We start from the raw sequence: 25,490 nt of genomic DNA, 5'->3' as shown, positions 1-25,490 counted from the left end.
ATGAGCAGCATCGCCGAGAGGCCAACGGTCATCACCCCTTCGACGGCAGCGATCGATGAGTCAGGTCGGGCCCGCAGCTACGAGGTCCGAACCTACGGCTGCCAGATGAACGTGCACGATTCGGAACGTCTGAGCGGCTCGCTCGAGGCCGCCGGTTACGTCAAGGCAGACGGCGACCAGGCAGACATCGTCGTCATCAACACCTGTGCTGTCAGGGAGAACGCCGACAACAAGCTCTACGGGAACCTCGGCCACCTTGCATCGGTCAAGAAGCACCGTGCGGGCATGCAGATCGCCGTCGGGGGGTGTCTCGCGCAGAAGGACAAAGACGTCATCCTCCAGAAGGCGCCCTGGGTCGACGTCGTGTTCGGGACGCACAACATGGGGTCGCTGCCCAGTCTGCTCGAGCGTGCTCGGCACAACGACGAGGCTCAGCTGGAGATCCTCGAGTCGCTCGACACCTTCCCGTCCACCCTGCCGACGAAGCGCGACTCGAGCTACAGCGGGTGGGTATCGATCTCGGTCGGCTGCAACAACACCTGCACCTTCTGCATCGTGCCGTCGCTGCGGGGCAAGGAGAAGGACCGTCGTCCGGGGGAGATCCTCGGTGAGCTGCGGGCCCTCGTCGAGGACGGTGCCATCGAGGTGACCCTGCTCGGCCAGAACGTGAACTCCTACGGGGTCGAGTTCGGCGACCGCCAGGCTTTCGGCAAGCTGCTGCGCGCTGCGGGCGAGATCGAGGGACTCGAACGCGTCCGTTTCACGAGCCCGCACCCGGCTGCGTTCACCGACGACGTGATCGACGCGATGGCCGAGACGCACAACGTCATGCCTCAGCTGCACATGCCGCTCCAATCGGGCTCGGACCGCATTCTGAAGGCCATGCGTCGCTCCTACCGCTCCGAACGGTTCCTCGGCATCCTCGACCGCGTGCGCGCGCGGATCCCGCACGCCGCGATCTCCACGGACATCATCGTGGGCTTCCCCGGTGAGACCGAAGAGGACTTCCAGGAGACACTGCGTGTGGTCGAGGCCGCACGCTTCGCGAGCGCGTTCACCTTCCAGTATTCGATCCGCGTGGGCACGCCGGCGGCGACGATGCCGGATCAGGTTCCGAAGGCGATCGTGCAGGAACGCTACGAGCGGCTCATCGCGCTGCAGGACCGCATCAGCCATGAGGAGAACGAACGTCAGATCGGTCGTGAGGTGGAGGTGCTCGTCGCCGTCGGCGAGGGCAAGAAGAACGCGTCCACGCACCGTTTGAGCGGGCGTGCCGAGGACTCGCGCCTCGTGCACTTCGAGGTGCCGGAGGGGTCTGACATCCCGCGCCCGGGCGATGTGGTGACGGTCGTCATCACAGAGGCGGCGTCGTTCCACCTCATCGCCGACGCACCGTCGGGAACTCCGCTCCGCATCCGCCGCACGCGAGCCGGCGACGCTTGGGACCGGGCGCAGGCGGAGTCCTGCGGCGTGCCTTCGGGCGCTCCGGCCGGAGGTGAACCGGGTCGGGTCTCACTCGGTCTCCCGATGATTCGGATCGGTGCCCCGAGTGCCGGGGTCACGACGTCGCCCATCTACGATCCGAGCGACGGCGAACGACGGTGACGAGGCTCTTCGCGGTCGTCGGCGCGACCGGGACGGGCAAGTCGGCACTCTCACTGGACCTCGCGGAGGCACTGATCGCCTCCGGGCGCCCGGCGGAGGTCGTGAACGCCGATGCAATGCAGTTCTACCGCGGGATGGACATCGGCACGGCCAAGCTTCCGCTCGCGGAACGACGGGGGATCCCCCACCATCTGTTCGACGTCCTGGACGTCACCGAGGAGGCTTCGGTCGCCTGGTATCAGCCGACGGCGCGTGCGATCATCGACGACCTGTTGACGCGGGGCGTCACGCCGATCATCGTCGGCGGCTCTGGACTCTACGTGTCGAGCGTCATCCACGACTTCCGGTTCCCCGGCAGGGATCAGGCGCTCCGCGAGCGTCTCGAGGCTGAACTCGAGTCCGAAGGGCTCGCCGCGCTCGTCGAACGGCTCCGCCACCTGGACCCGGCGACCGCCGCGCGGATCGACGCTGCGAACGCGCGCCGCGTGATCCGCGCGTTGGAGGTGCACGCCCTCGCAGAGCAGGGGCACGGGGCCGCGCTGCCTGCGGCGCCGCAGCCGTGGCGTCCACTCGAGGTGATCGGCGTCTCCACGCCCCGCGCGGAACTCGTCGAGCGGCTCGACCGTCGGGTCGAACAGATGTGGCGCGACGGCATCGTCGAAGAGACGGAGCGGTTGCTGGCGCACGGCCTCGAACGCGGCGTGACCGCGAGTCGGGCCATCGGCTACGCGCAGGCGACCGCTCAGCTCCGCGGTGCGTCCTCGGAGTCCGAGGCGATCGGCGAGACCCAGCGACTCACCCGGCGGTACGCCCGCCGCCAGGTCAGCTGGTTCAAGCGGTACCCGGCCATCAGCTGGGTCGAGGGTGGGAGCGCTCAGGCGTGCGCGTTGGTGCGCGCGGCGCGCCCGTAGACTGGGCTGATGGCGTCGACTCTCTCCTTCACCAAGGGCCACGGAACGGGCAACGATTTCGTCCTGTTCTCCGATCCCGACGGTCTGCAGCCGCTCGAGCCCGCGCAGATCGCGGCCCTCTGCGACCGTCACTTCGGCATCGGCGCGGACGGCGTCATCCGGGCGGTGCGCTCGGCGAACGTCGACGCAGGTGCGGCAGCCCTGGCGGAGGACCCCGACGCCGAGTGGTTCATGGATTACCACAACGCCGACGGTTCCGTCGCCGAGATGTGTGGCAACGGCATCCGGGTGTTCCTCCACTTCCTCCTGGAGACGGGCCTCGTGACCCTCGCACCGGGTGACCGCCTGCCCATCGGGACGCGTGCCGGCGTGCGTCAGGTCGGATTCGACGCCCTCGGCTATGCGGTCGACCTCGGACGCTGGACACTCGACGAGCGGGAGACCCTCGTCCGGGTGAAGGGCCTCCCGGTCGCCAGGCCAGGCATCGGCATCGATGTCGGGAACCCGCACATCGTGGTCGCCGTCGCCGACGCAGCCGAACTCGACGGCGCAGAACTCGAGTACATCCCGCAGCTCGACCCCGAGCCGCCGCACGGGGCGAACGTCGAGCTCGTGGTGCCCGGTGATCCGCTCTTCGCCGACGGTGTCGCGAACATCCGCATGCGCGTGCACGAGCGCGGGAGTGGGGAGACCCTGAGCTGCGGGACCGGCACGGCTGCTGCGGCGCTCGCGTTCCGATTCTGGGCGGGCGATGCTGCGCCGAACGACTGGCGTGTCGAAGTACCCGGGGGTGTGCTCGGAGTGAGCATGCTGGAGGAGCCCGACGGCGAACACGTCGTCCTCGCAGGACCGGCCACCCTCGTCTACTCGGGCAGTATCACCCTCGCCTGAGTCGACGTCGATTCCACGGACGCCCTCGAACCACCCGGCGCGTCAGCGGTGTTCGCGGCGTCTCGTGTGGAGGACGCGGAAACCCTTGCCCATGGCAGCGCGACCGACGTGGAACGCCGCGGGCAGTTGCTCCTGCAGCCATCGCTGCAAAGAGTCGGAGCCGAGGTTCTTCTGGACCACGAGCCAGGCGTCGCCCTCGTCCTCGAGTCGCGGCAGCCAGTGCATGAGCAGCCGGTGCAGCTCGTCCTTGCCGACCCGGATCGGTGGATTGGACCAGATCGTCGCGAACCGGACCTCGTCGGGGACGTCCTCGGGCAGGACGGCCCGGATGTTCGTGAGGCCGAGTCGAGCGGCGTTCAGCCGGGTGAGTTCGAGTGCGCGCTGGTTGACGTCGACCGCCCAAACCGTCGCGTCGGGTGAGGCGAGAGCGAGGGAGAGCGCGATCGGCCCCCAGCCGCAGCCGATGTCGAGCAGGTCGCCCGTCGGCGGCGGCGGCGGGGTGTTCGCGAGGAGGACCTGGGTGCCCTGGTCGAGGTGACCCGGGCTGAAGATGCCGCCGGCCGACACGAGCGAGCGCTCGACGCCGCCCAGTCGGGCGGTGATCGGTTTGAGCTGCAACTCGCTCCCGGGTTCGGCGGTGAAGTAGTGCTCATTCGACATACAGGAACGGTACCGGACCGGGAGGAAGTAGGGTTAACGCGATGAGTAGACCACCAGCGGACACGCCACAGGATCACGCAGCCGACGACGCCGTCGACATCGACCTCGACGGGCTGCCGGACGCGCTCCCCAGCTCGGACGACGACGTGGTCGCCCGCGTGCTGTCGAGCGCAGCCGCTCGGTCGTCCGGCTACACGCTCTTCGGGAGCGGGGCCGCCGCACTGCAGTCCGCCGCCACCGCCGGGGGCACGTCTGACGATGGTGAACAGTTCGACCGCGAGGACCGCCAGGCACTGCGCCGGGTCGCCGGACTCTCGACCGAGCTCGAAGACGTCACCGAGGTCGAGTACCGGCAGCTCCGCTTGGAGAACGTCGTGATCATCGGCGTGTATCCGCAGGGGGCACTGCACGACGCCGAGAACTCGCTGCGCGAGCTGGCCGCTCTGGCCGAGACCGCCGGCGCCGTCGTGCTCGACGGTCTGCTGCAGCGCAAGCCGCACCCCGACCCCAGCACCTACCTGGGTCGAGGCAAGGCCCAGGAGCTCAAGTCGATCGTCCAGGCGCTCGGGGCTGATACGGTCGTCGCCGACACCGAGCTCGCCCCCAGTCAGCGTCGCGCCCTGGAGGATGCGGTCGGGGTCAAGGTCATCGACCGTACCGCGGTCATCCTCGACATCTTCAGCCAGCACGCGAAGAGCCGCGAGGGCAAGGCCCAGGTCGAACTGGCGCAGCTCGAGTACCTGCTCCCGAGGCTCCGCGGTTGGGGTGAGTCGATGAGCCGTCAGGCCGGTGGCCAGGTCGGCGGCGCGGGCGCCGGCATGGGGTCGCGTGGCCCTGGTGAGACGAAGATCGAACTCGACCGGCGTCGGATCCACACGCGGATGGCGAAGCTGCGCAAATCCATCACCGCGATGAAGCCGGCGCGGGAAGCGAAGCGCGCGAACCGTCGTCGGAACACCGTGCCGTCGGTCGCGATCGCCGGGTACACCAACGCCGGCAAGTCGAGCCTCCTCAACCGGATCACGAAGGCCGGAGTACTCGTCGAGAACTCCCTGTTCGCGACGCTCGATGCCACGGTTCGCCGGAACGTCACCTCCGACGGGCGGGAGTACACCCTCGCCGACACGGTCGGTTTCGTGCGCAACCTGCCGCACCAGCTCGTCGAGGCGTTCCGCTCGACGCTCGAGGAGGTCGCCGACAGCGACGTCATCGTGCACGTCGTCGATGCGGCCCACCCGGATCCCGCAGGGCAGATCGCCACGGTCCGAGACGTCATCGGCGAGGTCGGCGCGCGTCACATCCCTGAACTGGTCGTCTTCAACAAGGCCGATCTCGTGGACGACGGTCAGCTGCTGGTCCTCCGGGGCCTCGAGCCGGACGCGGTGTTCGTCTCGGCACGGACCGGTGCGGGCATCGACGAGCTCATGGAGCGGATCGAGGCGCTCATCCCGGCACCGAGCCACGAGGTCCACGTGGTCGTCCCGTTCGACCGAGGCGACCTCGTCACCCTCCTGCACGAACGCGGCAAGGTGCTGTCGACCTCGTACGACGAGCGGGGCACGATCGTCCATGCGCTCGTCGGCGATGAGCTCGCGGCCGCCCTTGTACCGTTCGCAGATGTGGCGCAGCCGCCGGCTCTCACCTCCTGAGTCCCGGGCGACCTTCGCCTCACGCGCATCGCTCGCGGACGGCGTCCTTCAGGGCGTCCGCGGTTCCTGGCGGCAACGGCAACGTGAGGCTCGTCTCTGCGCCGCCGTCGATCCGGACGACGAGGGGGAACAGTGTCCCGACCTTGTCTTCAGCCAGGGCGTGCGGATCGCAGCGGGTCGGCACGACGCGGAGTTCGAATGACCGCGGGTCGGACGACGCATCGACCTGGACGTCGAGCGGCCAGTCCTCGGCGGCAGCGGTTCCATCGGAGCCAGGAGCCGGCTGGAGCATCACGGTCGAGCGCAGGCGGACGAGTTCGAGCGTGCCCGGCCCGCCTGTCGGTGTCACCGTGAGGGTGAGGATCGCGACCGTCGTCGGCCCCGTGCCCTCGAGGCGCACCACGGGTTCGGCAGTCACCACGGCGATCTGTGCGACGCGGCCCTCTGTGCAGTCGGCAGCGTGGACCCGGGGGAGTGCCGCCGTCGGATCCGCGAGATCGGTGTACCGGACCGTGGCCCCAGAGCTGAGGGTGAGCACGACGTCGGCCTGCAGCGCATCCTCCGCCGTATCGCAGTCGGCCGGTGGGAGGTCGACCGCGAGATCCTTCGTCTGACCGGCCGGGATGGTCGACGTCCGCTCTCGGTCGGTTCCGCCGTCGAACGCCGAGCCGCCGAGCGCGACCCGGGAGACGACGACGTCCGCATCGCCAGGGTTCGTCACGCGGACGATCGCCGCGTGGATGGCGTACTGGTCCCGGTTCTGCCGCAGCTCCAGCGTGAGTTGCGGAGCCGTTCCGCCGGGCGTGGTGCCGCAGGCGGTCAGGGCGCACCCGAGACCGAGGAGCGCCGTCACGAGCGCGGTGCGCAGGGCACGCCTGCACGCTCCGTCGCTCGTCGGGTCATCCATGCCTCCAGCGTAGGTCGAGGCGGCGAGCGTGGGAACGTGTCCTCCGATGACGCACGACGCAGATTCCCATCGCCGACGTGCTGTCGGGTTGCGATCGCGGTGGACTCGGCCCTCGCTGCGGGTGGAGGGCCGCTCAGACGGCGCGCAGGACGGCGACGACTTTGCCGAGCACCTCTGCGTGATCGCCGAGGATGGGCTCGAACGCTGAGTTCCGAGGCAGGAGCCAGGTGTGGCCGTCGCGCTGCCGGAAGACCTTGACCGTCGCCTCCTCGTCGAGCATGGCTGCGACGATCTCGCCGTTCTCCGCGGTCTTCTGCTCGCGGACGACGACCCAGTCGCCGTCGCAGATGGCTGCGTCGATCATCGAGTCCCCGACGACCTTGAGCATGAACAGGCTTCCCTTGCCGACGAGTTGGCGGGGGAGCGGGAAGATCTCCTCGACCTGCTGCTCCGCGGTGATCGGGATACCGGCGGCGATCCGGCCGACCAGCGGGACCATGGCCGCGTCGCCGACCGGGGGAGCGGTGTCGGGGTCGCTCCCCTCGACAGCGCTCGGCAGGTCGATGAGGACCTCGATCGCCCGAGGACGGTTCGGGTCGCGGCGGAGGTAGCCGCTCAGTTCGAGCTGGCCGAGCTGGTGCGTGACGCTCGACAGTGAGGCGAGGCCGACGGCGTCGCCGATCTCGCGCATGCTCGGCGGGTAGCCGCGCTGGGAGACCGAGCGCTGGATGACGTCGAGGATGGCGAGCTGCTTGTCGCTCAGGCTCTTGCGCCGCCTCGTGCCGCCGACCGGGCGCTCCCGGGCGCCGTCGCCCGTCGTGTTCGCTGCCATCTTCGCTCCTGCCCTGATCGGCTGTCGCCAGACCGATGTCGGTGGGTGGTGGTGTACTGCTTCCAACACTCGAAACTGTATCCGCACCGGCTCGTCCAGACAAACATCTGTTCGAGCGTGTCGCCGATCCCGATCGCTACAGGTACGAACACAGGGTTGAGAATTCGAACAATCGAAGATATATTCGGAACATAGTTTCGTACCCGGCTCTCCCGGCCGAGGGTCGGGTACGAATCCTCATCACCACGATGAGCACACCTTGGAGGGTTGACATGAGCGCAGCACTGATCGGGTCCCACGCGACGATTCCCACCCGCGCACAGCGGGCCGTGGAGGTATCCGCGCGTCCGAGCGGCCGACTTCGTCTCACTCGTCGTGGGCGCGTCGTCTTCACGACGCTCGCTGCCATTCCGCTCGTCATCGCCGTGGCGGTCGTCGGCCTGTCCGCTGGCGGTGCCGCGGCGAACAACGCGTCGGGCGGGGTCTCCTTCACCTACGTCACGGTCGATCCGGGGGAGTCGCTGTGGCAGCTCGCCGAGTCCATCGCCCCCGACGCGGATCCGCGCGACGTTATCGCCGAGATCATGAACCTCAACCAGTTGAGCACCGCCGGTGTCGAACCCGGTCAGCGCCTGGCGATCCCGCAGCGCTACGCGGCCGAGTAACCCACATTCGTCGCGCCCGATCCGGTGCCGTCTCGGCTACTGTCGGATCCGTGAGGCGATGAGGCCTCACGCAATCGTCGGAGGCGACCATGGGAACAGACGATCAGCGGCGTTCGCTGCTGCGGAAGAAGCCGATCACTGAGATCGACGATGAGGTCTCCGGATCCAAACTCTTCAAGAGTCTCGGTCTCTGGCAGCTCACGGCCATCGGTGTCGGCGGCATCATCGGCGTCGGGATCTTCTCGCTCGCCGGTCTCGTCGCACACGGCAGCGAGACGTCGCCCGCGGTCGGCCCGGCCGTCCTGTTCTCCTTCCTGATCGCGGGGCTGGCTTCGGCCGCTGCGGCGCTGTCATACGCCGAGTTCGCCGGAATGATCCCGCGCGCCGGATCGGCTTACACGTACGGCTATGTCGCACTCGGTGAGATCATCGGATGGTTCATCGGCTGGGATCTGCTTCTGGAATACATCGCCATCGTCGCCGTCGTCGCCATCGGGATCTCCGGCTACTTCGACGCCTTCCTCTCGGGCATCGGCATCACCATGCCGGATTGGATGACCTCGACGGCCGACGAAGGCCGTGGCGGTCTGATCAACCTGCCCGCCATCCTCGTCTGCCTCGTGGTGACGTTCATCCTGAGTCGCGGCACGAAGGCCTTCGGACGGTTCGAACTCGTGGCCGTCGGGATCAAGGTCCTGCTCATCCTGTTCATCATCGGGCTCGGCGTGTTCTTCATCAACGGCGAGAACTACGACCCCTTCCTGCCGAGCGGCTTCGGTCCCGTGTTCGCCGGTGCGGCGACGGTCTTCTTCGCGGTCTTCGGTTACGACGCCATGAGCACGGCTGCCGAGGAGGCGAAAGACGGCAAGAAGCACATGCCGAAGGCGATCATCCTCTCGCTCATCATCGCGATGCTCCTGTACGTGGCCGCGACGCTCGTGCTCACGGGAATGCAGAACTACACGGACATCGACCCCACCGCCGGGTTCGCCTCCGCGTTCCAGAGCGTCGGTCTCCCGGTCGTCGCGACGATCATCTCCGTCTTCGCCGTCCTGTCGATCCTCACGGTCATGCTCACCTTCCTGCTCGGTGTCACGCGGGTCTGGTTCTCGATGAGCCGGGACGGTCTGCTGCCTCGGTGGTTCTCGCGGACCGATCGTCGCGGTGTGCCGCAACGGGTCACGTGGATCGCGGGAGCGGCCGCAGCGGTCTTCGCGGGGATCCTGCCGATCAAGCAGGTGGCCGACCTCACCAACATCGGTATCCTCGCGGCCTTCATCGTGGTCTGCGTCTCCGTCATCGTCTTCCGCTACACCAAACCAGACGAGCCGCGGAGCTTCCGGCTGCCCTGGATGCCCGTCGTGCCCGCGTTCGGCGTCCTCGCCTCCGGCTTCTTGATCCTGCAACTGCACTGGGAGACGTGGCTGCGCTTCGGAGTCTGGCTCGTGATCGGCCTCATCGTCTACTTCGCCTACGGGCGCCGTCACTCGCTGTTGAACCCGGACAGCCCGCGCCACGAGCAGCTGCGCCGTGAACGCCAGGTGGAGTGAGGCGGTCCGTGCGGGACTGGCTACGATTGTGGGGTGACTGCACTCGACGACCTCCCCATCCGCGACGATCTGCAGGGCCTGAAGCCCTACGGAGCACCGCAGGCGCACGTTCCCGTGGCACTCAACGTCAACGAGAACACCCACCCGATTCCGGAGGCGGTCGCGCACGACATCGTCGCATCGCTCGCATCCGCGGTCCTCTCGGTCAACCGGTACCCCGACCGCGAGTTCACCGAGTTGCGCGCGGCACTCGCGGGCTACCTGGGACACGGAATCGGCCCTGAACAGATCTGGGCCGGCAACGGGTCGAACGAGGTCCTGCAGCACATCCTCCAGGCGTTCGGTGGGCCCGGCCGGTCCCTGCTCGGCTTCACGCCGACGTACTCGATGTACCCCCTCCTCGCCGGAGGTGTCGGCACCCGCTGGATCCCGGCGTCGCGAGACGCCGACTTCGAGCTCTCGCCCGAGACGGCGGCGCGTCAGGTGGCCGAAGCCGACCCGGACCTCGTGTTCCTCTGCTCACCGAACAATCCGACCGGGACGCCCTTGTCGCTCGAGACGGTCGCCGCGGTCTACGACGCCTCACGTGGCATGGTCGTCGTCGACGAGGCCTATGCGGAGTTCGCTCCCGACGATGAGGCGAGTGCGCTGACACTGCTCGAGGGCCGGCCGAGGCTCATCGTCTCGCGGACGATGAGCAAGGCGTTCGCCTTCGCCGGAGTCCGGCTCGGCTACCTCGCTGCCGACCCGGCGGTCGTCGACGCCCTGCGGCTCGTTCGTCTGCCGTACCACCTCAGTGCGCTGACGCAGGCGGCGGCCACAGCGGCGCTGCGGCACGCGCCGGAGATGCTCGCGATGGTGGACGACATCCGAGGCCAGCGCGACCGTCTCGTGGTGGAGCTCGAGCGCCTCGGCTACAGCCCGAAGCGCAGTGGCGCCAACTTCGTCCTGTTCGGTGGTGTCGCCGACCCGCAGGCGGCGTTCCAGGCACTGTTCGAACGTGGTGTCCTCATCCGCGATGTCGGCATCCCGAACCACCTCAGGGTGACAGCAGGTACCGAGCGGGAGACCACGGTCTTCCTCGAAGCGCTGGCGGAGATCAGCCCCGCCTGACCGCCCATCCGGCGCAGGTCACGGGAGGCGGGTGATCGCCTCCTCGGCGGCGACCCAGGGGAGCATCGCGCACTTGACCCGCGCGATGTATCGCGAGACACCACTGAACGCGGCGGCGTCGCCGAACCGGTCCTCATCGAACTGGAGGGCGCCGCGCGACCGGATCACTTCGCGGAACTCGTCGGCGAGCTGCTGGAGTTCTGCGACCGTCAGACCGGCGGCGAGGTCGCTCAGGCACGAGGTCGACGCCTGCGAGATCGAGCAGCCGTGACCCTCCCACGCGACGGCACGGATGCGCTCGCTGTCGGCGTCGAGATGCAGTTGAAGGGTGACCTCGTCGCCGCAGGTCGGGTTCAGCTGATGGGACTCGGCTGCCGGCGACGCCTGGAGTCCGAAGCCGTGCCGTTCGCGGGCGTGGTCGAGGATGAGCTCCTGGTACAGGCTCTCCAGGCCGCTCATCGGGAACCGCCGAAGAACGGACCCACGAGGGCGGCGGCTTCGAGGAACGCGTCGATGTCGGCGTCGCTCGTGTACAGGTAGCTGCTCGCGCGCGTCGACGCGGTCAGGCCGAGTCGACGGTGCAGCGGTTGCGCGCAGTGGTGACCGACGCGCACCGCGATCCCGCGGTCGTCGAAGAACTGCCCGACGTCGTGTGCGTGCACGCCGTCGAGGTCGAAGCTCGCGAGGCCCGCGCGCGGTGTGCCCGGTCGGGGGCCGATGAGGCGCACGCCGTCGATGCTCGCGAGGCCGTTCGCGAGGCGTTCGCCGTATGCGGCCTCCGTGGCGTGGATGCGGTCCATGCCCACGTCCTCCAGGAAGCCGACGGCGGTGGCGAGCGCGATGGCCTGCGAGACCGGCTGTGTCCCGGCCTCGAACCGCTGCGGTGCGGGGAGGAACTCTGCGCCGTCCAGTGTGACCGTCGTGATCATGGAGCCGCCGGTGAGGAAGGGGGGCATCGCGTCGAGGAGTGCGCGGCGTCCCCAGAGTGCGCCGATGCCGTTCGGGCCGAGCATCTTATGGCCGGAGAACACCAGGAAGTCGACGCCGAGCGTGCGGACGTCCACCGGCAGGTGGGGTACCGACTGGCATGCGTCCAGGACGGTGAGTGCCCCGAACCGTGCCGCGAGGGCGACCAGGTCGGCGACGGGTGCGATGGCGCCCGTCACGTTCGAGACGTGCGCGAAGGCGAGCACCTTCGTGCGCTCGCCGATGACATCGCTGGCCGCGTCCAGCAGGAGCACGCCGTCGTCGTCGACCGGGAGGTGTCGGAGGGTCGCCCCGGTCCGCGCCGCCAACTGCTGCCAGGGGATCAGGTTCGCGTGGTGTTCGAGTTCCGTGACGACGATCTCGTCGCCGGGCCCGAGGCGGAACGGCGCTGCGGCGCCTCCGCCGAGCCCAGCACTGGCGTTGCCGAACGAGCCGGCGATGAGGTTCAGTGCTGCCGTCGCCCCCGACGTCCAGACCAGCTCGCGTTCGTCGGCGCCGATGAACCCGGCGACCGTCGTGCGGGCGTCCTCGAACAGTTCGGTCGCCTCTGCGGCGAGCAGGTGCGCCCCGCGATGGACCGCCGCGTTGCTCTCGCTCGCATAGGCCCGTTCGGCCTCGATGACCTCGAGCGGACGCTGAGCGGTGGCGCCGGAGTCGAGGTAGACGAGCGCGTGCCCGTTCATCTCTCTGGAGAGGATCGGGAATCGGGCGCGGAGCGCGGCGATCTCGGCCTGGTCGAGAGCAGCGGTCGTCGTGGTGCTGAGTGGAGAGGTCATGACCATTCAACGATAGGCGCAGCCGGCACCGACCGCTCCTCTATGACGTGGTGCCAGGTGCTCGCTGGATAGGATGTTGGCATGACCACCCAGCAGCGCACGGCCAGCATCCGGCGCGAGACCAGCGAGTCCAGCATCGAGCTGGAGCTGAACCTCGACGGCACCGGCACGAGCAGCATCGAGACCTCCGTCCCGTTCTACGACCACCTGCTCACGGCGTTCGCGAAGCACTCGCTGACCGACCTCACCGTTCGAGCCAAGGGCGACGTCGAGATCGACGTCCACCACACGGTGGAGGACATCGGCATCGCGCTCGGGCTGGCGATCAAGCAGGCTCTCGGCGACAAGTCCGGCATCTCGCGGTACGGCGATGCACTCGTCCCGCTCGATGAGGCGCTCGTCCAGGCCGTCGTCGACATCTCCGGCCGCCCGTACCTCGTGCACTCCGGTGAGCCTGCAGGCTTCGAGTTCCACCTCATCGGAGGGCACTTCACCGGTTCGATGGTGCGCCACGTCTTCGAGGCGATCACCTTCAACGCCGGTCTCACGGTGCACGTGACCGTGCTCGGCGGGCGCGACCCGCACCACATCGCCGAGGCCGAGTTCAAGGCGTTCGCCCGGGCGTTCCGTCAGGCGAAGGCGCTCGACCCGCTCGTGCAGGGCATCCCCTCCACGAAGGGCTCACTGTGACCGCACGTCCGTCGGTCGTCGTCCTCGACTACGGCTCCGGCAACGTCCACTCGGCTGTCAAGGCGCTCGAGCTCGCCGGTGCCGACGTCGTCCTGACCGGCGATCGCAAGGCGGCTCAGGCCGCCGACGGGCTCGTCGTGCCGGGTGTCGGTGCGTTCGACGCGGTCATCGGCGCGCTCCGCTCCTCGCACGGCGACGAGGTGATCGATCGTCGCCTCGCGGGAGGCCGTCCCGTCCTCGGGATCTGCGTGGGTATGCAGGTGCTGTTCGAGCGCGGTGTCGAGCGCGGTTCCGAGGCCGAGGGGCTCGGCGAGTGGCCGGGCGTCGTCACCGAGCTCGACGCCCCGGTGCTGCCGCACATGGGGTGGAACACCGTCACGCCGGACGCCGGCTCAGTGCTGTTCGACGGCTTGGCGGAGGAGCGCTTCTACTTCGTCCACTCCTATGCGGCCCAGGACTGGACGCTGGAGGTCATGCCGCCCTTCCCGGCACCGCGACTCACCTGGGCGACGCACGGGGTACCGTTCCTCGCGGCGGTCGAGAACGGCCCGCTGTCGGCGACCCAGTTCCACCCGGAGAAATCCGGCACCGCGGGCATCCGGCTGCTGACCAACTGGCTCGGCACCCTCTAGCCGACTAGGATCAGGTGCTTGTGCCGCGGGCCACGCACCGCGACCGCACCCGACGAGCCTGCGGCTCCCGAAGAGACTGTGATCCATGAACGAGTTCAACACGACGCCCGGCCTGGTGCTGCTGCCCGCCATCGACATCGTCGACGGGAAGGCGGTGCGTCTCACCCGAGGTGAGGCGGGCTCCGAGACCAATTATGGAGAACCGGTCGACGCCGCGATCGACTGGGCGGGGCAGGGGGCCGAATGGATCCATCTCGTCGACCTCGATGCCGCGTTCGGGCGTGGCGACAACCGTTCCGTCATCAAGAAGGTCATCGCGAAGACGCGCGGCGTCAACATCGAACTGTCCGGCGGTATCCGTGACGACGCCTCGCTCGAGCAGGCGCTCGAGACCGGGGTGAAGCGCGTGAACCTCGGCACGGCTGCTCTGGAGAACCCCGAGTGGGCGGCGAATGTCATCGCGCAGTACGGCGATGCGATCGCCGTCGGTCTCGACGTGCGCGGCACGACCCTTGCGGCGCGTGGTTGGACCCAGGATGCCGGCGACCTCTGGACGGTCCTCGACCGCCTCGAGGAGGCCGGTTGCGCGCGGTACGTCGTCACCGACGTCACGAAGGACGGCACCCTGCAGGGCCCGAACCTCGACCTGCTCCGCCAGGTGATGGAACGCACCGACCGCCCCGTGGTCGCGTCGGGTGGCATCTCCAGCCTCGACGACCTCGTCGCCCTGCGCGAGCTCGTCCCGCTCGGCCTTGAAGGCGCCATCATCGGCAAGGCGCTCTACAACGGCGAGTTCACTCTGGCCGAGGCGCTGGATGTCGCCGGCAGCTGACGACCACGCCGGGTCCGGTGCGCACGGCCATCGGCATGGCGGTGGCACGGACTCAGCGGGTCAGCCGTGGGCGGGACGCAGCTTCCAGCCGAATGCGAGTTCGAGCGACGACGGGAGTGCGCCCGAGCTCCTGATCGAATCACTCCGTCGATTCCGTGCGCACGAGGTCGGCGAGTCCGAGGTCGTGGACGCCTTCCGCGGGTCGCGGCTGCTCATCCCACTCGTCGCCCGTCTCGGTGAGGCGGGGGAGAACGAGCGCGGCCAGGTGATCGACAAGTCGCAAGAGCTCTCGATCGTCACCGTCACAGGCCCGGACGGCCGGACCGTGCTCCCGGTGTTCAGCTCGGTGACGGCGATGTCCGCGTGGAACCGCACCGCTCGCCCGATCCCCGCGGACGGTGTCAGGGTCGCTCTCGCTGCAGCGAGTGAACAGACCGACGTCGTCGTGCTGGACCCCACATCGGAGACCGAATTCGCCGTCCGGCGGCCGGCACTGTGGGCGATCGCGCAAGCCCAGCCGTGGACCCCGAGCTTCGCCGATCCCGACGTCGCCCGGGCGTTCGAGGCGTCGATCGCCTCCGAGCTCGCCGTTGTGACGGTCCGTCTGCGCGCCGGGGACCCCGAGGCGAAGCTCGCGGGTTCGGAGCTGGTGGTGGAGCTGGGGCTCCTCGAGGGACTCACGCAGCAGGAACTCGACGCCGTCCTCGGCCGACTCGCTCAGCGTTGGGCGGCCGACGAGGTCATCGCGACGCGCGTCGACTCCCTCGCGGTCTCGCTCCGCCCCGCCGACTGACCCTCGAGCGGAGCGCAGCGGCGATCCGGCTCAGGTGACGGGGCCGGTCCACTTCTCGCCGGGTCCCTTGCCGATCTCGTCCTCGATGGTCGAGGCTTCACGGAAGGCGAGTTGCAGTGAGCGGAGGCCGTCTCGCAGGGAACGGGCGTGCATGTCGCTGATCTCGGGCGCGCCGGCGGTGATGAGGCCGGCGAGGGCGTTGATCAGTTTCCGAGCTTCGTCGAGGTCGAGCTGGGAGTCCGGGTCGTCGGCGAGGCCGCACTTGACGGCCGCAGCACTCATGAGGTGCACGGCTGCAGTGGTGATGACCTCGACCGCTGGGACCTCGGCGATGTCCCGCGTGGCCTGGTTCGTCTGCTCGTCGTCGTCGTATGGGCTGGTGGTGTTGTTCACGTCGATCCTCTGTTAGACTCGTGCGGTGCTCCGAGACATGTCTCGGTACGAAAGAGGAGATTCTCCCACCCGCGCTTGACCGCTTCATAAGGTTACCGGGTTGTCACGCTCCGCCCGACGCCTCACGGCTGCGGGTAGCAAGGGCGTGGTGCACTCCGACACGGTGTTCTCACATGTGGCGGAGGGTACGGGTGTGTGGTGAACCGATTTCGTCGCGTCGCAGGTATTCCATCTGCGCGTGTGGCAGCCCACCCAGTCAGAGGAGCTCCGCATCAGCGATCCCCGTACCAATGACCGAATCCGCGTTCCGGAGGTCCGACTCGTCGGACCCGGCGGAGAACAGGTCGGCGTCGTCAAAATCGAGGTCGCCCTTCGCCTCGCGCAGGAAGCAGATCTCGACCTCGTCGAGGTCGCACCCAATTCCAAGCCGCCCGTAGCGAAGATCATGGACTACGGCAAGTTCAAGTACGAGGCTGCGCAGAAGGCCAAAGAGGCCCGGCGCAACCAGGCGAACACGATCCTCAAAGAGGTCCGGTTCCGCCTCAAGATCGACCAGCACGACTACGAGACCAAGCGCAAGCGCGCTGAGGGCTTCCTCAAGGCCGGCGACAAGGTGAAAGCCATGATCCAGTTCCGCGGCCGCGAGCAGTCCCGTCCAGAGCAGGGCGTCCGTCTGCTCCAGAAGTTCGCCGAGGACGTGTCCGAATGGGGCACCGTCGAGTCCACTCCCATGGTCGACGGTCGCAACATGGTGATGGTCGTCGGTCCCCTCAAGAACAAGTCCGAGGCGAAAGCCGAAGCCAACGCACAACGTGCGGCGTCGAAGGCACGACCGGCTGACGCCGACGCGCCCACCGAGGCTGCTCCGGCGGAGCCATCCGCCGATGAGAACCGATAAGAAACGAGGAATCCCATGCCGAAGCAGAAGACCCACTCCGGAGCCAAGAAGCGATTCAAGGTCACCGGCAGCGGCAAGCTGATGAAGCAGCAGGCCGGTATGCGACACAACCTGGAGAGCAAGTCCAGCCGTCGTACCCGTCGCCTGAACCAGGACCAGGTGCTGGCCCCCGCCGACGCCAAGGTCATGAAGAAGCTGCTCGGTCGCTAGACCGTTTACCCGTAAGGAACTAGGAACATGGCAAGAGTCAAAAGGGCGGTCAACGCTCACAAGAAGCGTCGCGTCATTCTCGAGCGCGCCGAGGGTTACCGCGGTCAGCGTTCGCGTCTGTACCGCAAGGCCAAGGAGCAGGTCACTCACTCCCTCGTCTACTCGTACCGCGACCGTCGTGCGCGCAAGGGTGACTTCCGTCGCCTCTGGATCCAGCGCATCAACGCGGCCTCGCGTGCCAACGGCATGACGTACAACCGCTTCATCCAGGGTCTCGGTCTCGCCGGGATCGAGGTCGACCGCCGCATGCTCGCCGAGCTCGCCGTGCACGAACCCGCCACCTTCGCGGCGCTCGTGAAGTCGGCCAAGGCTGCGCTTCCTGCTGACACCTCCGCACCGAAGGTCTCCGCGTAACCGGAACCCGCTGTGTCTCGAACGGCCCGATCCCATCTGGGATCGGGCCGTTTCGTCCGTCCGGACCCGTGAGCCGTAGGATGGGATCGTGCTTGACAATCCGCGGTCACCGCGCGTCCGTTCCGTCGCCAAACTCGCCAAACGACCGGCGAGGCAGGAGACCGGCCTCTTCCTCCTCGAAGGACCCCAGGCCGTCTCTGAAGCCCTCCAGTTCCGTCCGGATCTGATCCTCGAACTGTACGCGACGCCGACGGCCCTCGAGCGGTACACCGAGATCGGCTCTGCCGCGACGGACGCGGGACTCGAGGTCGAGTTCGTGACCGAGCAGGTCCTCGAGTCGATGGCCGACACCGTGACCCCGCAGGGGTTCATCGCCGTGGCCCAGCAGTTCCCCACGTCCATCAAGGAGATCTTCGCGGGTGAGCCGAAGCTCGTCGTCATCCTCGAAGAGGTCCGCGATCCGGGCAACCTCGGCACGATCATCCGCGCCGCAGACGCTGCTGGCGCAGACGCCGTCGTCCTCAGCGGTCGCACCGTCGACCTGTACAACCCCAAGGTGGTTCGCTCCACGACCGGCTCGCTGTTCCACCTGCCCGTCGCGGTCGGCGTGGAACTCCCCGCGGTACTCGACCGTGCTCGTGCGGCTGGCCTCCAGGTCCTCGCCGCCGACATCAAGGGCGACGACCTCCTCGTCGCCCGTTCGGAGGGCGTCTTGGCCCAGCCGACGGTGTGGCTGTTCGGCAATGAGGCCCGAGGCCTCGAAGACGAGCACCTGGAGCTTGTCGACCGCGCTCTTACGGTTCCGATCTACGGACGTGCGGAGAGCATGAACCTCGCCACGGCGGCGTCGGTCTGCCTGTTCGAGAGCGCTTTCGCCCAGCACGCCTGAGTGTTTCCGGTCGCGCACGTCGAGGTTACGAAACGGTAACCGTAGCGCTTCCGTCATGCGCTTGAAACACGGTGTCACCTAGTTTGGGTACATGGAGCCGACAGCGTCCCCGAACTCTGATTCATCCGTCCCCGCGGCAGCCGGGCAGACCGGCCCCGCCGGGGCCTTTGAAACGACGAGCAATCCGATTCAGGCGGGCATCGGCGAGCCGCTCGTCGTCGTCGAGAACGTCGAGAAGCACTACGGCGACTTCCACGCGCTCAAGAACATCAACCTCACCGTCAACAAGGGTGAGGTCGTCGTCGTCATCGGGCCGTCCGGCTCCGGGAAGTCGACGTTGTGCAGGACGATCAACCGCCTCGAGACCATCACCTCTGGTGAGATCCGGATCGACGGCAAGCGGCTGCCCGAGGAAGGCAAGCAGCTCGCAGAGCTGCGCGCAGACGTCGGCATGGTGTTCCAATCCTTCAATCTGTTCGCCCACAAGACCATTCGTGAGAACGTCACCCTCGGACCGATCAAGGTTCGGAAGCAGAAGAAGAGTGACGCCGACGCCGCGGCGAAAGTGCTCCTCGAGCGGGTCGGCATCGGTGTCCAGGCGGACAAGCTGCCTGCGCAGCTGTCCGGCGGGCAGCAGCAGCGCGTCGCCATCGCCCGAGCGCTCGCGATGAAGCCGAAGGTGATGCTGTTCGACGAGCCCACCTCGGCCCTCGACCCCGAGATGATCAACGAGGTCCTCGACGTCATGGTGCAGCTGGCCAGCGAAGGCATGACCATGGTCGTCGTCACCCACGAGATGGGCTTCGCGCGGAAGGCGGCGGACCGCGTCGTCTTCATGGCCGACGGCGAGATCCTCGAGGACACCGACCCCGAGTCGTTCTTCACGAACCCCCAATCCGAGCGCGCGAAGGACTTCCTGTCCAAGCTCCTCACCCACTGACCGGGGTTCGCGCGTCCCGCGCACGAATCCGGCACTGACCAACCGATCGGCCCGTCCCGGGCACCAAGGAAGGAAGGAAAACATGCGCAAGAGGCTCATGTTCATCACCGCGGGAGTCGCAGCAGCAGCGCTCGCGCTCAGCGGTTGCAGCGGCGGAGACGCCGGCACCGGATCGACCGAGGGAGCGGCTGACAGCGGCGCGCTCTTCGAGGTCGCGACCGACGTCACACTCGAGGGCAGCCCCACCTACGACGCGATGGTGAAGGCGGACAAGGTCCGTATCGGCGTCAAGGAGGACCAGCCGGGTCTCGGCTACCTCGACGCGGCCACCGGAGAGCGTTCCGGCTTCGACATCGAGATCGCGACCTGGATCGCGGCGTCGCTCGGCTTCGACGCCGACAAGATCGAGTTCAAGGCGATCCCGAGCGCGAACCGCGAGTCGGCCATCGTGAACGGCGACATCGACTACTACGTCGGCACCTACTCGATCACGGACAAGCGCAAGGAGCAGATCGACTTCGCCGGCCCGTACTTCGAGACCGGCCAGGGTCTGCTCGTCGCCTCCGACAACACGGACATCAAGAGCGAGGACGACCTCGCGGGCAAGACGGTGTGTTCGGCGACCGGGTCCACGCCCATCCAGAACATCAAGGACAACTTCCCCGACACCAAGACGGTGGAGTTCGACACGTACTCGCAGTGCGTCGAAGCCTTGAACGACGGTAAAGCGGATGCGGTCACGACCGACCAGGCCATCCTCATCGGCTATGCCGCACAGTTCCCCGACGAGCTGAAGGTCGTCGGAGAACCGTTCAGCACCGAGCTGTACGGCGTCGGCCTGAAGAAGGGCGACGACGCGCTCCGCCACTTCATCAACACGATGTTCACGGACGGTGGGGACACCTGGACTGCGATCTACGACGCGACCCTGGGCCTCTCCGGCACGAAGGTGTCGCAGCCGGCAGTCAACGACTACTAAGCAGCGCCCCGGGCGGCCGTCGACAGCGGCCGCCCGGGGGAGCTGTCCCGTCGACTCTGCCCAGGCGTCCGCCTCGGGCGTCCCCTCCGGAAAGGCGTGCTCGACATGAATGTCCTGCTCGACAACCTCGACCTCTTCGTCACGGGGTTCCGCAACACCCTCCTCCTCTTCGTGGTGTCGGCGTTCTTCGCCCTCATCCTCGGCACCATCGTCGGTGCCATGCGGGTGTCCCCGGTTCCCGCGATGCGCCTCTTCGGCACCGTCTACGTGAACACGGTGCGGAACACCCCGCTGACACTCATCCTCTTCTTCTTCGCCTTCGGTTACCCGAAGCTCGGTCTGCCCGAGGTCAGCTACACGACGCTCGCGATCATCGGCTTGAGCCTCTACACCGCGACCTACGTCGCGGAGGTGCTGCGCTCCGGCGTCAACACGGTGCCGATCGGCCAGGCCGAGGCGGCACGCGCGATCGGTCTGCCGTTCGGTCAGACGATGACGCTCGTCATCCTCCCGCAGGCCTTCCGCGCGGTGCTGCCACCGCTGTTCAGCGTGTTGATCGCGCTGCTCAAGAACACCACCGTGGCGGCCGGTTTCTCCGTCGCCGAGGCGGGCGCGATCCGTGCGTCCCTGTCGGAGCGCGGTGAGCCGTTGCTCGTCGGTCTCCTCTGGGTCGCCCTCATCTTCGTCGCCCTCGTATCCTTGCTGTCCCTCGCCCAACGGGCCTTCGAGAAGAAGTGGAGGATCGCGCGATGAGCTCCGTCCTGTTCGACACCCCGGGCCCGAAGGCCATCGTCCGATACCGGTGGATCGGTGTCGCCACCGTCATCGTCGTCGCGGGCATCCTCGCCTTCATCGTCTTCCGCTTCATCGAGACCGGCCAGTTCTCCGCCGCCAAGTGGAAACTCTTCACCTTCCCTCGCGTGTGGGAGCAGATCCTGCAGGCGACCGGCGCGACGCTGTCCGCCTTCGCGGTCGCCGCCGTCTGCAGTGTCGTGCTCGGTCTCGTGCTCGCGGTCGGTCGGCTGTCCGACCACCGGATCATCAGCGTCCCGTTCACGATCTTCATCGAGTTCTTCCGTGCCGTCCCGGTGCTGATCCTCATGATGCTCATGTACTACGGGTTGCCGCCGCTCGGCCTCACGTTCGTCACGCCGTTCGTCGCGGTCGCGGTGGCGCTGACGCTCTACAACGGCGCGGTCTTCTCGGAGATCTTCCGCGCGGGGATCGAGTCCCTGCCGAAGGGGCAGGGCGAGGCCGCGTACGCGATCGGACTGCGCAAGTCGGCCGTGCTCCGGCTCATCCTGTTCCCGCAGGCGATCCGCGCGATGCTGCCCGTCATCATCGCCCAGCTGGTGGTGGCCCTGAAGGACACCGCGCTCGGTTTCCTCATCACCTACCAGGAGCTGCTGTACCTGGCGAAGCAGTTCGGGTCGCAGGCGCTGTACGGCAGCCCGATCATCCCCTCTATCATCGTGATGGGCTCGATCTACATCGTGCTCTGCCTGATCCTGTCGGGTATCGCGAAGATCGTGGAGGTGCGAACCCGTCGTTCGCCGCGTTCTCCGAAGGAGCAGGCCCTCCCCGAGGTGACGACGACGCAGATCCTCGGCGTGCAGTCGGGCACGCAGCTGACCAACGGCCCCTGAGTCCGCCTCGCAGGCGGTCGCCCGAGACCGGCGGTCACCTGGGTAGACTTGGCTCTCGTGTCCGACGCATCCCCAATCTCCGAATCAGCGGTGAACGCCGCGGTCGAAGCGGCTCTCGAAGCCATCGCCGCAGCCACCGACTCGGTCGCTCTCAAAGCGGTCCGATCAGCCCACGCCGGCGAGGCGAGTGCCCTCGCCGCGCTCAACGGATCGCTCCGCAGCGTGCCGAACGACCAGAAGGCCGCTCTCGGCAAACTCGTCGGTCAGGCACGCGGCCGGGTGAATCAGGCATTCGCCGCTCGCGAGGCTGAGATCCTCGCGGCAGAGACCGAGGCGCGGCTCGCAGCCGAGGCCGTCGACGTGACCGCGGTCCCGCTGCGACGCACGCCAGGTGCGCGCCACCCGTTGACGCTCCTGCAGGACCGGGTCTCCGACATCTTCGTCGCCATGGGCTGGGAGATCGCGGAGGGCCCGGAGGTGGAGAGCGAGTGGTTCAACTTCGACGCGCTCAACTTCGATGCGGACCACCCGGCCCGGGCCATGCAGGACACCTTCTTCGTGGAGCCGCTCGAATCCCACCTGGTGTTGCGCACGCACACCTCGCCAGTGCAGGTGCGTTCCATGCTCGAGCGCGACGTGCCGATCTACGTCCTCGCTCCGGGCCGCGTCTACCGCACCGATGAGCTCGACGCGACGCACACTCCTGTCTTCATGCAGTTCGAGGGCCTCGCCGTCGACAAGGGACTCACCATGGCGCACCTGCGTGGGACGCTCGACCACTTCGTGAAGAGCGTGTTCGGCGAAGACGCGAAGGTGCGTCTGCGGCCCAGCTACTTCCCCTTCACCGAGCCGAGCGCCGAGCTCGACTTCTGGCACCCCACCTTCAAGGATGGGCCGCGCTGGATCGAGTGGGGCGGCTGCGGCATGATCAACCCGAACGTCCTGCGTTCGGCGGGGATCGACCCGGACGTCTACTCCGGGTTCGCCTTCGGGATGGGCGTCGAGCGCGGCCTGATGCTGCGCGACGGCGTGCAGGACATGAGAGAGATGGTGGAGGGCGACGTCCGCTTCTCCCAGCAGTTCGGGATGGTGGTGTAGTCGTGCGTGTTCCATTGAGCTGGCTGGGAGAGTTCGTCGAGCTCGCCCCGGGAACGACGCCCGAGGACGTCCACGCGGCCCTCGTCCGCGTCGGCCTCGAGGAGGAGGACGTCCACACCTTCGAGTTGAGCGGACCCATCGTGGTCGGCGAGGTGCTCTCCTTCGTCGAGGAGCCCCAGTCGAACGGCAAGACGATCCGATGGTGCCAGGTGCGCGTGGCGGAGGGCGACGCGGACGACGCCGTCCGAGGCATCGTGTGCGGTGCGGGCAACTTCTTCGTCGGCGACCACGTCGTGGTCACGCTGCCCGGTGCGGTGCTGCCCGGTCCGTTCCCCATCGCGGCACGGAAGACCTACGGCCACGTCTCCGACGGAATGATCGCCTCCGCACGCGAGCTCGGCCTCGGTGACGACCACGACGGCATCCTGCGACTGTCCACGATCGGCGTCGAGGCTCCGGTCGGCACGGACGCGATCGCGCTCCTCGGCCTCGACGACGTGGCGGTCGAACTGAACGTCACGCCGGACCGCGGATACGCGTTCTCGATCCGCGGAGTCGCCCGTGAGTATTCGCACGCGACGGGCGTTGCGTTCCGCGACCCCGCCTCCAACGTCCCCGAGGCTTACACGGGCGCCCTCGACGGCTTCTCGGTCGCGGTGGACGACCAGGCCCCGATCCGCGGCCGCATCGGCTCGAGCGTCTTCGTGACGCGGGTCGTCCGCGACGTCGATCCGAGTCGTCCGACGCCGCCGTGGATGGTGTCCCGTCTGAAGCTCGCCGGCATCCGTTCGATCTCGCTCGTCGTCGACATCACCAACTACGTCATGCTCGAGCTCGGTCAGCCGCTCCACGGCTACGACCTCGACAAGCTGTCGGGCGGCATCGTGGTCCGGCGTGCGGAGCAGGGCGAGACCTTCGTCACCCTCGACGGTCAAGAGCGGAAGCTGCACGGTGAGGACCTCCTGATCACGGACGAGTCCGGTCCGATCGGCCTCGCCGGCGTCATGGGCGGCCTCGACACCGAGATCACGGCCGCCACGCGCAACGTGCTCATCGAAGCAGCCAACTTCGACCAGGTGTCGATCGCGCGGAGCGCCCGTCGACACAAGCTCCCGAGTGAGGCGTCCAAGCGATTCGAGCGCGGTGTTGACCCCCGGGTCGCGGTCGCCGCCGCAGGCCGGGTCGCCCAGCTCCTCGTCGATCTCGCCGGGGGCACCCCCGACACGCTCGGCTCGACGTTCACCGCAGCGGAGGACCGCCAGCCGATCCTGCTGCCGTCCGGCTACATCAACGGGCTCGTCGGTGTGGAGTTCGGCGACGCCGAGAGCCGTTCGGCACTCGCCGAGATCGGCGCGACGATCGCGGAGTCGGAGAACGGTCTGCTCGTCACCCCGCCGAGCTGGCGTCATGACATCACCGGCAAGGAGGACCTCGCGGAGGAGGTCGCCCGGATCCTCGGGTACGACCGGATCCCGTCCGTCCTGCCGGTGGCGCCTCCTGGCCGCGGGCTCACCCGTTCGCAGCGTCTGCGTCGTGGGGCGTCCGACGCCCTCGCGTACACGGGTGCGACAGAGGTCCTCGCCTACCCGTTCGTCTCGGCGGCGGACAACGACCTGTTCGGTTCCCCGCAGGCGGGCGGCGTCCCCGCCGTCAAGCTCGCGAACCCGCTCGACGCGCGTTCCGGATTCCTCCGCACCTCGCTGCTCCCCGGTCTCCTGGAGGTCGCGCACCGCAACGTCTCGCGTGGACTCACCGACCTCTCCGTCTTCGAGGTCGGCGCGGTGTTCCGCCCCTCGCGTCACGGTGCGTTCGGGCAGGCGGTGCTCCCCGCGGGTGCCGTGCGTCCGAGCGATGCCGAGCTCGAGGAGCTGGAGGCCGGCGTTCCGGCCCAGCCGCAGCATCTCGCGTTCCTCGCCCTCGGCAACAGTGTCGTGAAGCAGCCTGGGCAGCCTGCTGTCACCGCCGGCATCGCGGACGCGCTCGAAGCGGTCCAGGCGGTCGCTGTCGCGACCGGGGTCGAGATCACCGTGTCGCAGGGGAGTCACCAGGCCCTCCACCCGGGGCGGACGGCGATGCTGCACGTCGATGACGTCCTCGTCGGCTACGCAGGAGAGCTGCACCCGGCCGTCGCGGAGTCGGCGAACCTCCCTCGGGTGGTCGCCGTCGCCGAGCTCGACCTCGAACGGGTGATCGCTCTGGGCGACGCCGTGCCCGAGGCCGTCGGCATCGGGACCTTCCCCGCCGCCACCCAGGACCTCTCGCTGCTCGTCCCCGTCGACGTACCGGCGGGCGACGTGCTCGACGCCGTGCGGGTTGGTGCCGGTACGTTGCTCGAGCAGGTGCGTCTCGTCGACGACTACCGCGGTCAGGGCGTCCCCGAGGGGAGCAAGAGCCTCACGTTCGCGCTGCGCTTCCGCGCCCCCGACCGCACGCTGACCGCTGCCGAGGCGAGCGATGCGAAGCTCGCCGGTGCCGCTGCCGCTGCCGAACGGTTCGGAGCGAGCGTCCGCGACTGAGCGGAGCGCGCACC

Annotated in this window: 27 protein-coding genes; 21 read left to right on the top strand and 6 right to left on the bottom strand. The window is 68.1% G+C overall.

The annotated features are described in order from the left end of the window. The 3 genes from miaB to dapF are packed head-to-tail and all read left to right on the top strand — an operon-like array spanning position 1 to position 3,407. The gene (miaB, locus tag KXS11_RS13200) at positions 1-1,605 is read left to right on the top strand and encodes a tRNA (N6-isopentenyl adenosine(37)-C2)-methylthiotransferase MiaB (RefSeq protein ID WP_437386064.1); all 1,605 of its coding nucleotides are present in this window, start codon (positions 1-3) and stop codon (positions 1,603-1,605) included. Continuing rightward, on the top strand, positions 1,602-2,516 hold the full coding sequence (gene miaA / locus KXS11_RS13195) for a tRNA (adenosine(37)-N6)-dimethylallyltransferase MiaA (RefSeq protein WP_437386063.1): 915 nt from the start codon (positions 1,602-1,604) through the stop codon (positions 2,514-2,516). Before miaB ends, miaA begins: the two co-directional genes overlap by 4 nt. A gap of 9 nt (positions 2,517-2,525) precedes the next feature. Continuing rightward, positions 2,526-3,407, top strand: a complete 882-nt coding sequence (gene dapF / locus KXS11_RS13190) for a diaminopimelate epimerase (RefSeq protein ID WP_437386062.1) — start codon at positions 2,526-2,528, stop codon at positions 3,405-3,407. Between the two features lie 42 nt (positions 3,408-3,449). Here dapF and KXS11_RS13185 read toward each other — a convergent pair whose 3' ends face one another. Continuing rightward, the gene (locus KXS11_RS13185) at positions 3,450-4,067 is read right to left on the bottom strand and encodes a class I SAM-dependent methyltransferase (RefSeq protein WP_437386061.1); all 618 of its coding nucleotides are present in this window, start codon (positions 4,065-4,067) and stop codon (positions 3,450-3,452) included. Between the two features lie 41 nt (positions 4,068-4,108). Here KXS11_RS13185 and hflX point away from each other — a divergent pair, with 41 nt between their 5' ends. Continuing rightward, positions 4,109-5,716: a GTPase HflX gene (gene hflX, locus KXS11_RS13180; RefSeq protein WP_437386060.1), complete on the top strand. Its 1,608-nt coding sequence runs from the start codon at positions 4,109-4,111 to the stop codon at positions 5,714-5,716. A 19-nt stretch (positions 5,717-5,735) separates the two neighbouring features. Here hflX and KXS11_RS13175 read toward each other — a convergent pair whose 3' ends face one another. Together KXS11_RS13175 and lexA are read right to left on the bottom strand one after the other, a co-directional pair. After that, positions 5,736-6,623 carry a hypothetical protein gene (locus KXS11_RS13175; protein ID WP_437386059.1) on the bottom strand — a complete coding sequence of 296 codons (888 nt, stop codon included), beginning with the start codon at positions 6,621-6,623 and terminating at the stop codon, positions 5,736-5,738. A gap of 133 nt (positions 6,624-6,756) precedes the next feature. Beyond that, positions 6,757-7,455, bottom strand: coding sequence for a transcriptional repressor LexA (gene lexA / locus KXS11_RS13170; RefSeq protein WP_437386058.1), 699 nt, complete (start codon positions 7,453-7,455; stop codon positions 6,757-6,759). 272 nt (positions 7,456-7,727) lie between these two features. Between lexA and KXS11_RS13165 the strand changes: the two genes are divergently transcribed. The 3 genes from KXS11_RS13165 (at position 7,728) to KXS11_RS13155 (ending at position 10,783) form a co-directional block, all read left to right on the top strand. Continuing rightward, complete coding sequence (locus KXS11_RS13165; RefSeq protein ID WP_437386057.1) at positions 7,728-8,120, top strand: LysM peptidoglycan-binding domain-containing protein; 393 nt, start codon at positions 7,728-7,730, stop codon at positions 8,118-8,120. 89 nt (positions 8,121-8,209) lie between these two features. Beyond that, on the top strand, positions 8,210-9,670 hold the full coding sequence (locus tag KXS11_RS13160; RefSeq protein WP_437386056.1) for an amino acid permease: 1,461 nt from the start codon (positions 8,210-8,212) through the stop codon (positions 9,668-9,670). 33 nt (positions 9,671-9,703) lie between these two features. Beyond that, positions 9,704-10,783 carry a histidinol-phosphate transaminase gene (locus tag KXS11_RS13155; protein ID WP_437386055.1) on the top strand — a complete coding sequence of 360 codons (1,080 nt, stop codon included), beginning with the start codon at positions 9,704-9,706 and terminating at the stop codon, positions 10,781-10,783. 18 nt (positions 10,784-10,801) lie between these two features. Here the strand turns inward: KXS11_RS13155 and sufU are convergent, their stop codons facing one another. Next, positions 10,802-11,242, bottom strand: coding sequence for a Fe-S cluster assembly sulfur transfer protein SufU (gene sufU, locus KXS11_RS13150; RefSeq protein ID WP_437386054.1), 441 nt, complete (start codon positions 11,240-11,242; stop codon positions 10,802-10,804). Then, the gene (locus tag KXS11_RS13145) at positions 11,239-12,546 is read right to left on the bottom strand and encodes a SufS family cysteine desulfurase (protein ID WP_437386053.1); all 1,308 of its coding nucleotides are present in this window, start codon (positions 12,544-12,546) and stop codon (positions 11,239-11,241) included. Before KXS11_RS13145 ends, sufU begins: the two co-directional genes overlap by 4 nt. 81 nt (positions 12,547-12,627) lie before the next feature. On the opposite strand from KXS11_RS13145, the gene hisB reads away from it, so the two are divergent. From hisB to KXS11_RS13125, 4 genes are all read left to right on the top strand, one after another. Next, on the top strand, positions 12,628-13,236 hold the full coding sequence (hisB, locus tag KXS11_RS13140; RefSeq protein WP_437386052.1) for an imidazoleglycerol-phosphate dehydratase HisB: 609 nt from the start codon (positions 12,628-12,630) through the stop codon (positions 13,234-13,236). Next, a complete protein-coding gene (gene hisH / locus KXS11_RS13135; protein ID WP_437386051.1) occupies positions 13,233-13,868 on the top strand; it encodes an imidazole glycerol phosphate synthase subunit HisH in 636 nt (211 codons plus the stop codon). Before hisB ends, hisH begins: the two co-directional genes overlap by 4 nt. 85 nt (positions 13,869-13,953) lie before the next feature. Continuing rightward, positions 13,954-14,700 (top strand): bifunctional 1-(5-phosphoribosyl)-5-((5-phosphoribosylamino)methylideneamino)imidazole-4-carboxamide isomerase/phosphoribosylanthranilate isomerase PriA, encoded by a 747-nt coding sequence (priA, locus tag KXS11_RS13130; protein WP_437386050.1) that lies wholly within the window; start codon positions 13,954-13,956, stop codon positions 14,698-14,700. Next, positions 14,684-15,493, top strand: coding sequence for an SseB family protein (locus KXS11_RS13125; RefSeq protein WP_437386049.1), 810 nt, complete (start codon positions 14,684-14,686; stop codon positions 15,491-15,493). The genes priA and KXS11_RS13125 overlap by 17 nt, the downstream gene beginning before the upstream one ends. Before the next feature lie 30 nt (positions 15,494-15,523). Here the strand turns inward: KXS11_RS13125 and KXS11_RS13120 are convergent, their stop codons facing one another. Next, positions 15,524-15,886, bottom strand: a complete 363-nt coding sequence (locus tag KXS11_RS13120; protein ID WP_437386048.1) for a DUF1844 domain-containing protein — start codon at positions 15,884-15,886, stop codon at positions 15,524-15,526. Positions 15,887-16,124: 238 nt separating this feature from the next. On the opposite strand from KXS11_RS13120, the gene infC reads away from it, so the two are divergent. The 10 genes from infC to pheT all read left to right on the top strand — a co-directional run bounded on the left by infC (position 16,125) and on the right by pheT (position 25,476). Beyond that, the gene (infC, locus tag KXS11_RS13115; protein ID WP_437386047.1) at positions 16,125-16,784 is read left to right on the top strand and encodes a translation initiation factor IF-3; all 660 of its coding nucleotides are present in this window, start codon (positions 16,125-16,127) and stop codon (positions 16,782-16,784) included. Positions 16,785-16,799: 15 nt separating this feature from the next. Then, on the top strand, positions 16,800-16,994 hold the full coding sequence (gene rpmI / locus KXS11_RS13110) for a 50S ribosomal protein L35 (RefSeq protein WP_056012069.1): 195 nt from the start codon (positions 16,800-16,802) through the stop codon (positions 16,992-16,994). A 27-nt stretch (positions 16,995-17,021) separates the two neighbouring features. Continuing rightward, the gene (rplT, locus tag KXS11_RS13105; protein WP_437386046.1) at positions 17,022-17,408 is read left to right on the top strand and encodes a 50S ribosomal protein L20; all 387 of its coding nucleotides are present in this window, start codon (positions 17,022-17,024) and stop codon (positions 17,406-17,408) included. An 88-nt stretch (positions 17,409-17,496) separates the two neighbouring features. Then, positions 17,497-18,297 (top strand): TrmH family RNA methyltransferase, encoded by an 801-nt coding sequence (locus KXS11_RS13100; RefSeq protein ID WP_437386045.1) that lies wholly within the window; start codon positions 17,497-17,499, stop codon positions 18,295-18,297. 91 nt (positions 18,298-18,388) lie between these two features. Continuing rightward, a complete protein-coding gene (locus tag KXS11_RS13095) occupies positions 18,389-19,237 on the top strand; it encodes an amino acid ABC transporter ATP-binding protein (RefSeq protein WP_437386044.1) in 849 nt (282 codons plus the stop codon). Positions 19,238-19,319: 82 nt separating this feature from the next. Further along, positions 19,320-20,216 carry a glutamate ABC transporter substrate-binding protein gene (locus KXS11_RS13090; RefSeq protein ID WP_437386043.1) on the top strand — a complete coding sequence of 299 codons (897 nt, stop codon included), beginning with the start codon at positions 19,320-19,322 and terminating at the stop codon, positions 20,214-20,216. 105 nt (positions 20,217-20,321) lie between these two features. Beyond that, positions 20,322-20,969, top strand: coding sequence for an amino acid ABC transporter permease (locus KXS11_RS13085; RefSeq protein ID WP_437386042.1), 648 nt, complete (start codon positions 20,322-20,324; stop codon positions 20,967-20,969). Next, a complete protein-coding gene (locus KXS11_RS13080) occupies positions 20,966-21,862 on the top strand; it encodes an amino acid ABC transporter permease (protein ID WP_437386041.1) in 897 nt (298 codons plus the stop codon). Before KXS11_RS13085 ends, KXS11_RS13080 begins: the two co-directional genes overlap by 4 nt. 57 nt (positions 21,863-21,919) lie before the next feature. Next, complete coding sequence (gene pheS, locus KXS11_RS13075) at positions 21,920-22,960, top strand: phenylalanine--tRNA ligase subunit alpha (protein ID WP_437386040.1); 1,041 nt, start codon at positions 21,920-21,922, stop codon at positions 22,958-22,960. A 2-nt stretch (positions 22,961-22,962) separates the two neighbouring features. After that, positions 22,963-25,476 carry a phenylalanine--tRNA ligase subunit beta gene (gene pheT / locus KXS11_RS13070; RefSeq protein ID WP_437386039.1) on the top strand — a complete coding sequence of 838 codons (2,514 nt, stop codon included), beginning with the start codon at positions 22,963-22,965 and terminating at the stop codon, positions 25,474-25,476. Positions 25,477-25,490: the final 14 nt, after the last annotated feature.

It is taken from the genome of Plantibacter flavus (assembly GCF_051487245.1).
GTDB lineage: Bacteria > Actinomycetota > Actinomycetes > Actinomycetales > Microbacteriaceae > Plantibacter > Plantibacter flavus_B.
This window is presented reverse-complemented; position numbering and strand designations above follow the sequence as displayed.